General features: G+C 66.8%; 18 protein-coding genes and 1 riboswitch. Of the genes, 6 read left to right on the top strand and 12 right to left on the bottom strand.

What is annotated here, in order from left to right; translation table 11 throughout:
* Positions 1-540: DNA polymerase III subunit beta (gene dnaN / locus KAY22_RS16225; RefSeq protein ID WP_296624413.1), on the bottom strand; the 540-nt coding region annotated here is incomplete at its 3' end.
* Between the two features lie 246 nt (positions 541-786).
* Positions 787-1,356: a porin family protein gene (locus KAY22_RS16220; RefSeq protein WP_296624412.1), complete on the bottom strand. Its 570-nt coding sequence runs from the start codon at positions 1,354-1,356 to the stop codon at positions 787-789.
* Between the two features lie 150 nt (positions 1,357-1,506).
* On the opposite strand from KAY22_RS16220, the gene KAY22_RS16215 reads away from it, so the two are divergent.
* On the top strand, positions 1,507-1,992 hold the full coding sequence (locus KAY22_RS16215; protein ID WP_296624411.1) for a hypothetical protein: 486 nt from the start codon (positions 1,507-1,509) through the stop codon (positions 1,990-1,992).
* 13 nt (positions 1,993-2,005) lie between these two features.
* Here the strand turns inward: KAY22_RS16215 and KAY22_RS16210 are convergent, their stop codons facing one another.
* From KAY22_RS16210 to KAY22_RS16195, 4 genes are all read right to left on the bottom strand, one after another.
* Entirely contained in the window at positions 2,006-4,414 is a 2,409-nt protein-coding gene (locus KAY22_RS16210; protein ID WP_296624410.1) for a ligase-associated DNA damage response DEXH box helicase, read from the bottom strand.
* A gap of 130 nt (positions 4,415-4,544) precedes the next feature.
* Positions 4,545-5,927 (bottom strand): phosphoglucomutase/phosphomannomutase PgmG, encoded by a 1,383-nt coding sequence (gene pgmG, locus KAY22_RS16205; protein ID WP_296624409.1) that lies wholly within the window; start codon positions 5,925-5,927, stop codon positions 4,545-4,547.
* 56 nt (positions 5,928-5,983) lie between these two features.
* Positions 5,984-6,388 carry a molecular chaperone DnaJ gene (locus tag KAY22_RS16200; RefSeq protein ID WP_296624408.1) on the bottom strand — a complete coding sequence of 135 codons (405 nt, stop codon included), beginning with the start codon at positions 6,386-6,388 and terminating at the stop codon, positions 5,984-5,986.
* A complete protein-coding gene (locus KAY22_RS16195) occupies positions 6,385-7,176 on the bottom strand; it encodes a division plane positioning ATPase MipZ (protein WP_296624407.1) in 792 nt (263 codons plus the stop codon). The genes KAY22_RS16200 and KAY22_RS16195 overlap by 4 nt, the downstream gene beginning before the upstream one ends.
* A gap of 197 nt (positions 7,177-7,373) precedes the next feature.
* On the opposite strand from KAY22_RS16195, the gene panC reads away from it, so the two are divergent.
* Positions 7,374-8,216 (top strand): pantoate--beta-alanine ligase, encoded by an 843-nt coding sequence (gene panC, locus KAY22_RS16190; protein ID WP_296624406.1) that lies wholly within the window; start codon positions 7,374-7,376, stop codon positions 8,214-8,216.
* Positions 8,217-8,328: 112 nt separating this feature from the next.
* Entirely contained in the window at positions 8,329-8,625 is a 297-nt protein-coding gene (locus KAY22_RS16185) for a hypothetical protein (protein ID WP_296624405.1), read from the top strand.
* 22 nt (positions 8,626-8,647) lie between these two features.
* On the opposite strand, the gene KAY22_RS16180 is transcribed toward KAY22_RS16185, so the two are convergent.
* Genes KAY22_RS16180 through KAY22_RS16160 form a run of 5 tightly spaced genes read right to left on the bottom strand, consistent with a single transcriptional unit; the run spans position 8,648 to position 11,985 of the window.
* Positions 8,648-9,787, bottom strand: coding sequence for a GNAT family N-acetyltransferase (locus KAY22_RS16180; RefSeq protein ID WP_296624404.1), 1,140 nt, complete (start codon positions 9,785-9,787; stop codon positions 8,648-8,650).
* Positions 9,781-10,548, bottom strand: a complete 768-nt coding sequence (locus KAY22_RS16175) for a glycerophosphodiester phosphodiesterase family protein (protein ID WP_296624403.1) — start codon at positions 10,546-10,548, stop codon at positions 9,781-9,783. The genes KAY22_RS16180 and KAY22_RS16175 overlap by 7 nt, the downstream gene beginning before the upstream one ends.
* Complete coding sequence (locus KAY22_RS16170) at positions 10,520-10,987, bottom strand: RidA family protein (protein ID WP_296624402.1); 468 nt, start codon at positions 10,985-10,987, stop codon at positions 10,520-10,522. The genes KAY22_RS16175 and KAY22_RS16170 overlap by 29 nt, the downstream gene beginning before the upstream one ends.
* Positions 10,988-11,041: 54 nt before the next feature.
* On the bottom strand, positions 11,042-11,692 hold the full coding sequence (locus KAY22_RS16165; RefSeq protein ID WP_296624401.1) for an HAD family hydrolase: 651 nt from the start codon (positions 11,690-11,692) through the stop codon (positions 11,042-11,044).
* The gene (locus KAY22_RS16160; protein WP_296624400.1) at positions 11,689-11,985 is read right to left on the bottom strand and encodes a DUF3572 family protein; all 297 of its coding nucleotides are present in this window, start codon (positions 11,983-11,985) and stop codon (positions 11,689-11,691) included. The genes KAY22_RS16165 and KAY22_RS16160 overlap by 4 nt, the downstream gene beginning before the upstream one ends.
* Before the next feature lie 34 nt (positions 11,986-12,019).
* Between KAY22_RS16160 and KAY22_RS16155 the strand changes: the two genes are divergently transcribed.
* Entirely contained in the window at positions 12,020-12,415 is a 396-nt protein-coding gene (locus KAY22_RS16155) for a response regulator (RefSeq protein ID WP_296624399.1), read from the top strand.
* 108 nt (positions 12,416-12,523) lie between these two features.
* Here KAY22_RS16155 and rpmG read toward each other — a convergent pair whose 3' ends face one another.
* Positions 12,524-12,691, bottom strand: coding sequence for a 50S ribosomal protein L33 (rpmG, locus tag KAY22_RS16150; protein ID WP_165323357.1), 168 nt, complete (start codon positions 12,689-12,691; stop codon positions 12,524-12,526).
* Positions 12,692-12,919: 228 nt separating this feature from the next.
* On the opposite strand from rpmG, the gene KAY22_RS16145 reads away from it, so the two are divergent.
* Positions 12,920-13,420 (top strand): DNA starvation/stationary phase protection protein, encoded by a 501-nt coding sequence (locus KAY22_RS16145; protein ID WP_296624398.1) that lies wholly within the window; start codon positions 12,920-12,922, stop codon positions 13,418-13,420.
* A gap of 58 nt (positions 13,421-13,478) precedes the next feature.
* Positions 13,479-13,662: riboswitch (yybP-ykoY riboswitch) on the top strand.
* Positions 13,663-13,665: 3 nt separating this feature from the next.
* Entirely contained in the window at positions 13,666-14,232 is a 567-nt protein-coding gene (locus tag KAY22_RS16140) for a TMEM165/GDT1 family protein (protein WP_296624397.1), read from the top strand.
* Positions 14,233-14,300 lie beyond the last annotated feature (68 nt).

Raw genomic sequence — 14,300 nt, 5'->3', positions numbered from 1 at the left:
CAGACGGTGACCGTCGGTCGCGGCGGCCTTGAGCACCGGCGAACCTTCGTCCGAGACGTGGAAATAGATGCCGTTCAGATAATAGCGCGTCTCTTCGGTCGAAATGGCGAAGCGCGTCTTGTCGATCAGCTGCTTGAGCGTTTCCGCCGGCAGTTCGAAGCGGGTCGGCAGCTCGCCTTCCGCGATCATCGGGAAGTCGTCCTTGGGCAGCGTCTGCAGATTGAAGCGGGCGCGGCCGGCGACGACCTGCATCTTGCCCTCGGCGGCGGCCAGCTGGACCTGCGACCCTTCCGGTAGCTTGCGCGCGATGTCGAACAGCGTGTGCGCCGACACGGTGGTGGCGCCGGGCTGATCCACTTCAGCCTTGATGACCTCGACGATTTGCAGATCGAGGTCGGTCGCCATCAGGCGCAATTGACCCTCGCTGGTGGCCTCGATCAGAACGTTCGACAGGATCGGGATGGTGTTGCGGCGCTCGACGACCGACTGGACGTGACCCAGGCTCTTGAGAAGAGTCGCGCGTTCGATCGTTACCTTCATGGACTGCCCCGGGATCCCCGATGTTAAATGGAAGCCGGTTATAGCGCGGCTTTGCGCACCCGCCAGCCCAAAGCGTCGAAAGCTGGGGACAAAAGCGGCTTTTTGGACATCGCCTGACCCGGCCGCGGGAGCCTCGGTTGCGGGACAAAAGAAAAGGGCCCGGCGTCCCGCTGCCGAGCCCTCCCCTTTCGGACCGGGAGCGGTCGATCCGACGGCGTCAGATCGACCGCTCCATCTTCGTCGCGATCAGAAGCGGAAGCCGAAGCCGCCCATCACCTGATGCCGCGAGAAGCCCTGCTCATAGTTCGAGTAGCGATACTCGGTCTTGATGAAGCTGTTGGGGCCGACCGCATATTCGACGCCCGCGCCGACGCGCACGCCGTCGAGGTCCTGCTTGGCGAGGGTCACCTGGCCGGTGCCGTCGTCGCCGGTCAGCTTCGCACGGGTGTTGGTGTAGCCGGCCTTCGCATAGAGCAGGGTGCGACCGCCGACGACGGTGCCGACGCGACCGCCGATGTAGAGGTCACGGCCGGCCTTGGCGCAGAGGCGCGGATCGGCGACGGTGGCCGCACCGGCGCACTGCTTCACACTCGAATCGGCCACTTCGCCTTCGATGCCGACCAGGCCCATGCCAGTCTGAAAATCATAGCCGGCGCCGAGGCCATAGGCCACGCCGTCGTCATGCCCGTTGTTCTGGACGCGGTCCCAGCCGACGAGACCTTCGACGCGCGGGCCGGTGAACGGCGCACGGTCCTGGGCGAGGGCGGGGGCTGCTGCGCTGGCCGCGACGAGGGCGGCGACAACGATGCTACGCATAGTATAACTCCATCTCTTACTGCGTCGCCTCAGGGGTGCTGGCGACGTGGGATGCCTAGTGCACGAAGCCGGCAGGAGTTGCATGAACGCCAGATAAACGACGGAAAATGTGGCATTTTTGCAACTGGGACAAGATTGGGGATTGACAGGTTGAAGGCCCGTTTCTGTGCACTTGTGTTCATTCCGATCCTTGTTGCGGCGGCTCCCGCCGGACGTAGCTCGCTCGGAATTTTCAGCGGCTGGGGTGCTTTTCGCGACGTGAACCCGGCCCGTTGCTACGCGATCGCCACCCCCGAGCGGCGCGGATCGGGCCCCTGGCGCAGCTTTGCGTCGGTCGCGATCTGGCCGAAACAGCGGATCAGCGGCCAGGTTCATTTCCGCCTGCGTGAAGCGCGCGCGCCCAACAGCCCCATCCGGCTCATCTTCGGCGAACGCAGCTTTCCGCTGGTCGCAGCGTCGGTCGACGCCTGGGCGCCCGACCCGCGCGCGGACGCGGCGATCATCGCGACGATGCGCAGCGCCACCTCGATGCGCATTGCCTGGGTCTCGAAGGAGGGCCGCGACCGGTCGGACGGCTATCTGCTCAAGGGCGTTGCCAGCGCGATCGACGCCGCCGCGGTCGGCTGCGCGCGCTGAGCGCGAAGGCGGTTCAGCCCTCGCGCATCGCCTCGGCCGCCAGCGCTTCGGCCTCGATCAGCAGCACGTCGTCGGCGACGCCCTGCGCCACGGTTTCCCGGCCGATCAGGACCAGCACGGGCACCGCGAGCGGAGACACCCTCTCCAGCGGGACATGCACGATCCGTTCGGCCGCCCGCTCGATCAGTCCGCTCAGCCGGCCGACATCGGTCATCTTGGCGCGGGCGTCGGCCCAGGCGGCGTCGAGCAGCAGATGGTCGGGCTCATAACGGCGCAGCACGTCGTAGATCAGGTCGGTCGAGAAAGTGACCTGCCGCCCCGACTTCTTCTTGCCGGGGTGCTGCCGTTCGACCAGGCCGCCGATCACCGCCACTTCGCGGAAGGCGCGCTTGAGCAGGGCCGATCCCTCGACCCACTCGACGAACTCCTCCTCCAATATCTCGGCGGAGAACAGGCTTGCGGGGTCCACCACCGGTTCGACCGACCAGCAGGCGAGCGCATAGTCGCTGGCGACGAAGCCCATCGGGACGAGGCCCTGGCTCTCCATCCGTCGGGTCAGCAACATGCCGAGCGACTGGTGCGCGTTCCAGCCTTCGAAGCTGTAGAGGACCATGTAATGGCGCTTCTCGCGGGAGAAGGTCTCGACCAGCAGCTCATCGGGAGCCGGCAGCCGCGAGCGGCGGGCCTGCATCTCCAGCCATTCGCGGACGTCGGCCGGGAAACGCGCCCATTCGGCCGGCTCGTGCAGGAAATGGCGCACACGCTCGGCGAGATGGGTGGAGATCGGCATGCGCGCGCCGCCATAGGTCGGGATCCGCGCGGGCTTGGAGGTCGCGCGAACCACCAGATCGGTCAGGTCGATCTTGAGCACCTCAAGCGCCAGACCCATGAAGAAGAAGCAGTCGCCCGGGGCAAGGCTCGTGCCGAAGCCTTCCTCGACCTTGCCCAGGCTGCGCCCGTTCTTGAAGCGCACGTCGAGCATCGGCGCCTCGACGATGATCCCCGCATTGAGGCGATGCTGGACGGCGTAGCTGGGATGGCTGAGCCGCCACGCGCCGTCGGCGGTGCGCGTCAGCCGACGGAATTTCTCATAAGCCTTCAGCGCATAGCCGCCATTGGCGATGTAGTTGAGGACACGGTCGAACTGCTCGGCGGTCAGGGTGGCATAGGGCGCGGCGCGGTTGATCTCGGCCAGCAGTTCCTCGGCACGGAAGGGCCCGGCGCAGGCCACCGCCATGACATGCTGGGCGAGCACGTCGATGCTGCCGGGGCGGAAGGGTTCATTGTCGAGCTCGCCCGCCTCGATCGCGTCGAGTGCCGCACGGCCCTCCAGATATTCGAAGCGGTTGCCGGGGACGAGCACCGCCTCGCTCGGCTCGTCGAGGCGGTGGTTGGCGCGGCCGATCCGCTGGAGCAGGCGCGAGGCGCCCTTGGGCGCGCCCATCTGGATGACGAGGTCGACATCGCCCCAGTCGACGCCCAGGTCGAGGCTGGCGGTCGCGACCAGCGCGCGCAGCCGGCCCGATGCCATCGCCTCCTCGACCTTGCGCCGCGCCTCCTTGGACAGCGATCCATGGTGGATGCCGATCGGGAGGCTCATCGCGTTGACCTTCCACAGGTCCTGGAAGATCAGCTCGGCGAGGCTGCGGGTGTTGCAGAAGACGATCGTGGTCCGATGCGTCTCGATCTCGGCCATCACCTGTTCGGCGGCATAGCGGCCCGAATGCCCGGCCCAGGGGATGCGGCCCTGCGGGATGACGATGTCGATCCGGGGCGGAGCGCCGCTGTCGCCATGGACCAGTTCGACCGACTCATAGTCGCCGTCGCCCGAGAGCCAGCCGCGATAGGCGTCCGGATCGGCGACCGTGGCCGACAGCGCGACCCGGCGCAGTTCGGGGGCCAGCGTCCCCAGCCGTGCCATCGACAGCGCCAGCAGGTCGCCGCGCTTGCCGGTGGCGAAGGCGTGGACCTCGTCGATGATGATCGTGCGCAGTCCGGCGAAGAGCGCCGCGCTGTCGGGATAGGACAGCAGCAGGCTGAGCGATTCGGGTGTCGTCAGCAAGATCTGGGGCGGCCGCACCCGCTGGCGCGCCTTGCGGTCGGATGGGGTGTCACCGGTGCGCGTCTCGACCGCGATGTCGAGCCCCATGTCCTCGATCGGGGTCAGCAGGTTGCGGCGAACGTCGACCGCCAGCGCCTTGAGCGGCGACACATAGAGGGTGTGCAGCCCCTCGCGCGGATTTTCGACCAGATCGACGAGCGACGGGAGAAAGCCCGCCATCGTCTTGCCCGATCCGGTGGGGGCGACGAGCAACGCGCTTCGCCCCGCCCGGGACGCCGCCAGCATTTCCAGCTGATGCCGGCGCGGCGTCCAGGCTTTCGCGGCGAACCAGTCGGCGAGCGGGGCGGGGAGGTTAGTCACCCCGCAACCCCGGACCGTCATTCCCCCGAAGGCGGCAATCCCTATGCTCCAATGCGCGCGGCTCTTGCGGTTCGGGGGGCAGGGATCGCCGCCTTCGCGGGGATGACGGAAGACATAGCGGTGCCGTCGTTCAATGCCCCGCTTGCGGGCCGCGCTCGAGGCCGGAGGCCGCGAGCTGGGCGTCGATCTCGGCGAGGAGGCGATCGAGTGCCGGCTGGTCCTTCGCTTCGGCGCGGGCGACGAGGACGTCCTGCGTGTTCGATGCGCGCAGCAGCCACCAGCCGTCGGGCGTGTTGACGCGGGCGCCATCGGTGCGGTTGACCTCGGCGCCGGAGGCTTCGAGCCGATAGAGCACCTCCTCGACCACGGCGAATTTGCGGCTCTCGTCGACCTGGAAGCGCATCTCCGGCGTGTTGACCAGGGTCGGCATCCGGCTCTTGAGTGCGGTCAGCGATCCGCCGAGCTGGCTGACCGCCTCGATCAGCCGCACCGCCGAGTAGAGCGCGTCGTCGAAGCCGTACCAGCGATGGCGAAAGAAGATGTGCCCCGACATCTCACCCGCCAGCGGGCTGTCGGTCTCGGCCATCTTGACCTTGATCAGGCTGTGGCCGGTCTTCCACATGCAGGGCGTCCCGCCCAGTTCGGCGACGCGGTCGAACAGCGCCTGGCTCGCCTTCACGTCGGCGATGATCGTGCCGCCGGGCACTTCCGCCAGTACCGGCTCGGCGAGGATCGAGAGGATCTGGTCGCCCCACACCACGCGGCCCTCGCCGTCGATCGCGCCGATCCGGTCGGCGTCACCATCGAAGGCGATGCCGAAGTCGAGCTGTTTTTCGGCCACCAGCGCCTTCAGGTCGGCGAGGTTCTTCTCCTCGGTCGGGTCGGGATGGTGGTGCGGGAAGCGCCCGTCGATCTCGGCATAGAGGACATGATGTTCGCCGGGCAGGCGCTTGACCAGCTTCTCGAGGATGCGGCCACCGGCGCCATTGCCGTTGTCCCAGCCGATCCGGAAGGCGGAGCCGGAGAAATCCTGGACCAGACGGTCGACATAGAGGTCCTCGATATCGGCGTCGCTGACCGTGCCGCTGCCTTCGTCCCAGTCGCCTTCCGCAGCCATGCGTCCGATCGACTGGATCGACTCCGCGAAGAAGGGCTTGTGCGCCAGCACCATCTTGAAGCCGTTATAGTCCGCCGGGTTATGGCTGCCGGTGATCTGGATGCCGCCGTCGACCTCCAGAGTCGCCTCGGCGAAATAGAGCATCGGGGTCGGGCCGAGGCCGGTGCGGACGACGTCGACCCCGCTCTCGGTCAGGCCGCGGATCAGTTCGTCGCGCAGCGATTCGGACGAAACACGGCCGTCCCAGCCGACCGCGACGCGGGTGCCGCCGGCGCGCCGGACATGGGTCGCGAAGCCCCGCCCGATCGCATAGGCGTCGGCGGTGCCCAGGGTCTTACCCACGATCCCGCGAATATCATATTCGCGCAGGCTGGTCGGGTCGAAGCGGTGGGTCAATCAAGCCTCCGTTGAGGTGCGAGGAGCGGGACGAATGTCTCGGCCACAGAACAGGGTTAGCGCCTTTGCAGTTCCGCCAGCAATATATCGCGGGCCGCATTCACCCGCCCGGTCAGCTCGGCCGATCCGCCTTGGTCGGGATGGACGCGGGCAACCAGTCGCCGATGGGCGGCACGGACGGCGTCGGCGTCGGCGCCGGGCGGCAGGTCGAGCACGCGCCGCGCCTCGTCGCCGTCCATCGCAGGCAGGGGCGTAGGCGCTCCGCCGCCGGACGCGGTGGCCGGCTGCATGAACAGCCAGATCACAGGCAGGAACATCGGCAGCGCCACCATCCAGGCACCCTTGGTGAGCAGCATCGCGCCGCCGAGCGCCGACAGAGCGGCCATGAGCTGTGGGCGGGACATGGAGCGTCCCCATTGCCACCAGGCAAACCCGGCCGCTGCCAGCAGCAGCAGGATCATCCCACCGCCGCCTGATGCTGCGGCCATTGCGACAAAGCGAGGCCGGAGACCATTTCGCGCAGCTCCTGCCGTGCGGCGACATGGCCGATGCCGGCTTCGCTGCCGATCGCCTTCATGTCGAGCAGGGTCAGCCCCTTGGGGAAAAGCTCGCGATAGATGACGCGCTCGGACAGGCCGGGAATGACGCGGAAGCCGACCCGCTTCGCCAGTTCCTGCATCGCATCGGCGACCCGGCGCATGTTGCGTGCCTCGAGATGCTGGAGGCGGTTGCGGAGCAGCACCCAGTCGACCGTGCCGCCATCGATCCGCCCACGCATCTTGCGCGCATCCCACACCAGCTCGGCATAGAAGCTGGGGCGGCGGATCTTGAAGGTCTCGGGATCGACCTGCCCGATCAGGTCGAGGTCAACGAAGCTGTCGTTGATCGGGGTGACCAGCGTGTCGGCCCGGGTTATCGAGGCGCGCGCATATTCGTCGTCGCGGCCGGGTGTGTCGATCACGACGACGTCATGGTCGGCCGCGAAGCCGTTGATCAGATCGTCGAGGACATGGCCCCTGGCGCTGTCGAAGGTCTCGAAACTGGGCATCGGCAGCGCCTGGCCGATGCGGGCCGCGGTCGCCTGCCGGTTTTCCAGATAGCGGGCGAGGGTGCGCTGGCGCGTGTCGAGATCGATCGCCGCCACGCGGCGGCCGGCCGCCGCCAGGGCGACCGCGACATGGACCGACGTGGTGGATTTCCCCGATCCGCCCTTTTCGTTGGCGAAGGTGATGATGTGCGCGTTCGACAAACTCTATTCCCTTCGCCGCACCGCGCTTGATCCCGCGGGCGGCCTTGTCCAAGGAGCGTTCACAGGAGCCGTTTCAGCACAGCTGAAACGACGGTGCCAGCCCTGCACGGCCCGAGCCGCCCCGTCAGAGGGTCGCGCGCGCAGGAAAAGCACCGCGGTCCGATGGGACGGACCAAACCTAAAGGGGTCTTTAGTCGGTGCATATCGTTCGGAACATAGCCGATCTCCGCTCGGCGGTCGCAAATTTGAGGATAAGTGGCGCGCCGGTCGCGCTGGTGCCGACGATGGGGGCGCTGCACGCGGGTCATATCGCGCTGGTCGATGCTGCGCGCGGACGCGGTTTTCAGGTGGTGGTGTCGATCTTCGTCAACCCGACCCAGTTCGCCCCGAACGAGGATCTCGACGCCTATCCGCGCCGCGAGGCGGCTGACGTGGCCCTGCTCGAAGCGGCCGGCGCGGCGCTGCTCTGGGCGCCCGACGTCGCGACCATGTATCCGCAGGGCTTTGCCACCAGCATCTCGGTCGGCGGGGTCAGCGAGCGCTGGGACGGTGCGGCCCGGCCGGGGCATTTCGCGGGGGTCGCCACGGTCGTCACCAAGCTGTTCCAGCAGGTGAAGCCCGACTGCGCCTTCTTCGGCGAGAAGGATTTTCAGCAGCTCGCGGTCATCCGCCGCTTCGTCGCCGATCTCGACATCGATATCGAGATCGTCGGTGTGCCCACCCAGCGCGAAGATGACGGGCTCGCCTTGTCGTCGCGCAACGCCTATCTCAGCGAGGAGGAGCGGGTGACCGCCCGCACGCTGCCGCGCGCTCTGGGCGAGGCCAAGAGCGCGATCGAGCGGGGCGACGATGTCGCGGGCGCGCTGGCGGCTGCCATCGCCCGGCTGCGCGAGGCCGGCTTCGACCCGATCGACTATGTCGCCCTCGTCGATGCCGCGACGCTCGAACCGGTCGAGCGGCTGGATGGTCCGGCCCGCCTGATCGCGGCGGCGAAACTGGGACGCACCCGCCTGATCGACAACCTGCCCGTCGGAGGCTGACTGCCCCGAAGGGAACAGGGTTAAAGAAGCTGTCGACCGTGCCGTTAACCTTATCGGGACGGCGACGATTGGTCAGCAAGCACCGTCACCTCCCGGAAAGGTGGAGCGTGACATGGTTCACAGTCTCAAGACGCAGCAATTTTTAAGCGAGTCGCGGCTGCGCGACGCGATGGCGGGCGACATCGACGCCTGTTTCCAGCTGGGCGTCGCCTATTCGGCGGGGGCGGACGGCTGTCCGCTCGACCTGATCGCAGCGCACAAATGGTTCAATATCGCGGCGCTCGGCGGCAATACACGCGCGGCCGAATGCCGCCACGAGATCGCCGAGGAAATGACGGCGCGCGAAATCCAGGAAGCGCAGCGTCAGGCGCGGGCGATGCTCGGCTTCGGGAACCGGCTGGCGGCCTGATCCGCCAGCTTTCCTGTCCCTGTCAGGCGTCGCTCTTCTTGAAGGGAGCGAAGCTGCCGAGCATTTCGATGTCCTGCGCGACGGCCTCGCGCTCGCGTTCGAGATAGTCGGCGACGGCCCGGCGGAAACCGGTGTGCGGAATATAGTGGGCCGAATAGGTCGGCACCGGCTCATAGCCCCGCGCCAGCTTATGCTCGCCCTGTGCGCCCGCCTCGACCGTCGACAGGCCACGCGCCAGCGCGGCATCGATCGCCTGATAATAGCAGAGCTCGAAGTGGAGGAAGGGCACGTCTTCGGTGCAGCCCCAGTACCGCCCGTAGAGCGTGTCCGCCCCGATCATGTTCAGCGCCCCGGCGATCGGCACCCCGTCTCGCAGCGCCAGCATCAGCAGGATCCGGTCGGCCATGCGCTCGCCCAGCAGCGAGAAGAAGCGACGGGTCAGATAGGGCCGGCCCCATTTGCGCGCGCCGGTGTCCTGATAGAAGCGCCAGAAGGCGTCCCAATGCACCTCACCGATCTCGGCGCCGCTGAGGTGGACGATCTCCAGCCCTTCGGTCGCCGCCGCGCGTTCCTTGCGGATCGCCTTGCGCTTGCGGGAAGCGAGCGCCCCCAGAAAATCGTCGAAACTGGCATAGCCCCGGTTGCGCCAGTGAAATTGCCGGTCGGTCCGGATCAGCCAGCCGGCGGCCTCGAACAGCGGTATCTGTTCCGGGGCGACGAAAGTCGCGTGGCAGGACGACAAGCCATTCTGCTCGACCACCGCTTCCGCCGCCGCGATCAGCGCGGGCGCCAGCGCGGGATCGCGCAGCAGCAGCCGGGGGCCGGGCACCGGGCTGAACGGCACCGCGATCTGCAGCTTGGGATAATAGTCGCCACCGGCGCGCTGCCAGGCGTCTGCCCAGGCATGGTCGAACACATATTCGCCCTGGCTGTGGCTCTTGGCATAGGCCGGCAGGATCGCCGCGGGGCGGCCATCTGCGCCGTCGATCAGGATCGGCAGAGGCTGCCAGCCGGCGCGCGCGGTGGCGCTGCCCGATTCTTCGAGCGCCGACAGGAAGGCGTGTGACAGGAACGGATTATCTTTGCCGGCGCAGGCATCCCAGTCGGCCGCGGCGATGCTCGCTACCCCCTCCGCCGTCCGGGCGGTCAGGGGCTCTACCATCCGGGCGCCTCGAAGATGATCTGGTCGCTATTCTCGGCGGCGATCGCCTGCTGCTCAGCCGAGGAGACGATCCAGCTCAGGACAGGAATACCCCGCTTGCGCTGGCGCTGGGCGAAGCGGTTGGGCAGGTCGCCGATGGCGATCGCCAGGAATTCCGGCCGGGATCGCCACATCGTCCGGACCTGCTCGGTGCCCGCTTCCTTTGCATAGACGCTGTCTTCGGACATCATCAGCCCGCGCGGAATGCGGCTGCCGTGCGAGGCGAACCAGCGCGGGACCTCGGGATGGAGCGACATTACCGCCGCTTCGCCGCGATAGCCTTCGATCGAGTGGCGGACAGCGACGCAGAGCTGCGAAACATGACCCTCGACCGCGCGCAGTTCGATCAGCACGGGTACCCGGCCTCCGACGAGCGCCAATATCTCCTTGAGCTGGGGAATGCTCTCCTCGGTGCCGCGCAGGCGGATATCGCTGAGATGCTTGCTCGACAGATGGCGAACCTGTCCGCTCTGTTCGGTGAGGCGGTCGACCGTCGGATCGGCGATCACATAAGCGTGGCCGTCGAGACTGAACTGGACGTCGACCTTGACGCCATAGCCCATGCTCACAGCGGTCTCGATCGCCGCGCGGCTGTTCTCGACATGGCGGCTGCCGTGCAGCCCGCGATTGGCGAAGGGCGTGCGTGTCAGGAATCCGACGCGCTTGGCGTCGGGGACCGGGAAGCGCCAGCGATCAAAGAGGCCGAACAGCGACAATGGCATCGACCTCCACGGCGGCGCCGAGCGGAAGGACGGGAACGCCGACCGCGCTGCGCGCATGGCGGCCCGCATCGCCGAACACGGCCTGCATCAGTTCCGACGCGCCATTGGCGACCTTGGGCTGATCGGTGAAACTGGCGGTCGAGGAGATGAAGGCGCCGAGCTTCACGATCCGTTCGACGCGCGACAGATCGCCGCCCAGCGCGGCCTTGATCTGCGCGATCAGCATGATGCCGCAGCGGCGCGCGGCTTCCATCCCGGCGGCGACGCCGACATCCTCGCCCAGACGACCGGTCACCAGGCTGCCATCCTCGCGGAATGGAAGCTGACCCGATATGTGCAACAGGCCGTTGATCTCCACGGTCGGCACATAGGCCGCCACGGGGGCTGCGGGCTCAGGCAGGACGATACCCAGTTCGGCGAGACGTGCGTCGATGGTCATGGCTTCTCTTTCCTGTAGTCCCCGGACAGCGTCAAGCGGCTGCCCTTCGCTCCATCATCGGTTGCCGGCGCGGTCCTCGACCGGGGCGGTTTCCGCCTCGGCGAAGCGGGCAAGAATCCATGGCAGCGCGTCGGACCAGTCGTCGATCCGTGCATGCGCTGCGGCGGCGGGCGGGCGGTGACGGGCGACCTGCGGCTCGGCGATCATGTGCAGCCGCCACACGGCCGGTGCATGCTCGGCGACCGAATGGTGGTGCTGGGCGAGGTCGTCGACAAAGACGGTGGCGCTGGGATCATATTCGGCCACCAGATCGGCGACCGGCCTGCCCTTGCCGCCCTGATTGCATTGTACCCGATGCCGGATCCCGACCGCTTCCAGCTGGGCGACGCGGCCGGCGTGGAACTGGTCGGTCAGATTGGTCAGGACGACGATGTCGGCGACTTCGGCGATCGTTGCCAGCGCATGCTGTGCGTGCGGGACCAGCGTCTGCCGGTGCATCTCGGTGGTGAAAAAGGCGTCGAGCAGCGGCCAGATATGCTCGGTCTGGACGGGTCGCGAATCGCGGCGGTGGGTGAGCGCATCGACGAAATCGGGGCGATCCATGGCGAAATCGATGTCGTGCGCCTCGTCGAGCCACTGGCCGAAGGGCGTAACCATGTGGAGGAGAACCTCGTCGCAGTCGGTGATCAGCAGCGGTCGCTTCATGCCTGCAATATGTCCCTTGCGGTGATCAGGTCGGCGGGTTTGTAGCCGGTTGCCTCGGCGCAGGCGATCAGATCGGGCTCATGTCCCGCGAGGAAATCGAGCACAGCCCCCAATATATGGGCTTCGCCCGCGCCTGCCCGCAGGTCTTCTGGGGTAAGGCCGGTCAGATCGAGCAGTCTGCGTGCCCGCATATCCTCGCTCAGCGTCCACGCGAGAGCCGTCAGCGCGATGGCCGCCGCAGCATCACGGTCACCGCGCCGTGGTTTCTCCGGATTTGAGGACAGGGAGGACATGACATAGACCTGCAGGTCGGATAGATGGGTAGCCGTGACGAAAAAAGTCGTGATTGTCGAGGATAATGAGCTGAATTTGCGGCTCTTCCGTGACCTGCTCGAAGCCCATGGCGCGCAGGTCACGACGGTCCGTGACGCCCGCGACGCCTTGCCCGCCATGCAGGCGGAACGGCCCGATCTGGTGATCATGGACATCCAGCTGCCGCATATCAGCGGCGTCGAACTGATTCGGATGATGCGCGTCGATCCCGCGCTCGAGAAGACGCCGGTGATGGCGGTGACCGCCTATGCGGGCAAAGGCGACGAGAGTCGCGTCCGGGAGGCGGGGGCGGACGCCTATGTGTCCAAGCCGATCTCGGTGGCGCGCTTCGTCGAAGCGGTCGAGGCGCTCGCAGGCAGCCTGGGCGAGGGCGGTCGACGCAGCAGCTGAGCCGAGCAAGCGCCCCATGTGCGTCGATGGCTGGCGCACAAATGCAAACGCCCGCCGGAAGGCGGGCGGTTGGCTGAAAGCAACGGGCGGACCGAAGCCCGCAGCCGATTACTTGATCTTGGCTTCCTTGAAGTCGACATGCTTCCGCACGACCGGGTCGTACTTGCGGAAGCTGAGCTTCTCGGTCTGGGTGCGCGGGTTCTTCTTGGTGACGTAATAGAACCCGGTGTCAGCGGTGCTGACGAGCTTGATCTTGACGGTGGTCGGCTTGGCCATGACCGGAAACCCTTATCCACGAAAAAAATAGGGCGACGTTGCCGCCGCCGTTCATCGGATGCGGCCCTTACCGGCGGTCGGGGCACAGAGTCAAGGATTCTGTCCACAGGCCGATCGATCGACTGGCTCGATCATCCCGCGTGATTTTTTCCCCAAAGGACGTTGGGACCTTTTTTCGGATCGTTCGTTGGAGATGCGAATCGAATATCAAGCGGGAGAAAGCATATCATGGCCAAGAAACCGAAGCCGGCGCTGGCGACCCCCACCGACCTGGCGAGCAACAGCGCGATGAGCGTCGCCGACGCGCTCAACGGCATCCTTGCCGACAGCTTCGCGCTGTATCTGAAGACCAAGAACTTTCACTGGCACGTCTCGGGTCCCCATTTCCGCGACTATCATCTGATGCTCGACGAACAGGCGGCACAGATTCTGGCGACCACCGACGATATTGCCGAACGCGTGCGCAAGACCGGCAACACCACGCTGCGCTCGATCGGCGACATCGCCCGTCGCCAGTCGATCAGGGACAATGACGCGGAGTTCGTCAGCGCGCAGGACATGCTCAAGGAGCTGCGCGACGACAATCTGGCGCTGGTCGCCAAGCTGCGCGAGGCGAAGGACATCGTCGACGACGCCAAGGATAACGCCACCAGCGGCATCCTCGACGACTGGACCGATCAGGCAGAACAGCGCGCCTGGTTCCTGTTCGAGACCGCCCGCGCGGCCTGAATCGAGACCTGTCGGGGCGGATGGCCGGCTTGACCCGCCGTCCGCCGCGGCGTAGGCGACACCCGTCATCCGGGGAGTAGCCGGCCGTCCTGACAGGACGGGCATCGCGTCAACATGCTTGGGGGAGACCCCATGGCGCGATCGGGGTTTCAGGACCTTGGCAAGACCGATGACACCGAGACCTCGCCTGCCGGGCGGGGGTGTCGGTGTCGTCCGTCCTTCAGCTGCCCGGCCCGGAACTTCCCATGGACGTCATCCTAGCCTCTACCTTGCTCGTGGCGTTCGCCGAAATCGGCGACAAGACCATGTTGCTGGCCATCATCCTGGCCTGTCGCTTTCGGGCACCCCTGCAGATCATCCTCGGCATCTTCGTCGCGACGCTGGTCAACCACGCGCTGGCCGCCTGGGCTGGCGTGGCTGTCGCCGGCCTGCTCGACAGCCCCTGGTTCCGGCTCGCGGTCGCCCTCGGTTTCATCGGCATGGCAGCCTGGACCCTGATTCCCGACCGGATCGACGAGGAGGAAGAGTCGGCCCGTCCGGCGTCGCACGGCGTCTTCCTGACGACGTCGATCGCCTTCTTCATGGCGGAAATGGGCGACAAGACGCAGATCGCTACGGTGGCCCTCGGCGCGCGCTATCATTCGGTCGAACTGGTTGCGATCGGGACGACGCTCGGCATGATGCTGGCGAACGTGCCCGCCGTGCTGCTCGGTGACCGCATCACCCGTTATGTGCCGCTGAAAGCCATGCGCATCGTTGCAGCCGCGATCTTCGCCGTCCTGGGGGCGCTCGCGCTGCGCGACCTGCTCTGATCGCGCCGGGCGTTTGGCTGCCCAAAAGGCCGGGGCTCCGTTGTCAGCGGGGCCCCGCTGTTCTATGG

This window comes from Rhizorhabdus sp., assembly GCF_018006725.1.
Lineage (GTDB): Bacteria > Pseudomonadota > Alphaproteobacteria > Sphingomonadales > Sphingomonadaceae > Rhizorhabdus.
The sequence above is the reverse complement of the archived record's forward strand: the minus strand, read 5'-3'. Positions and strand labels throughout refer to the sequence as shown.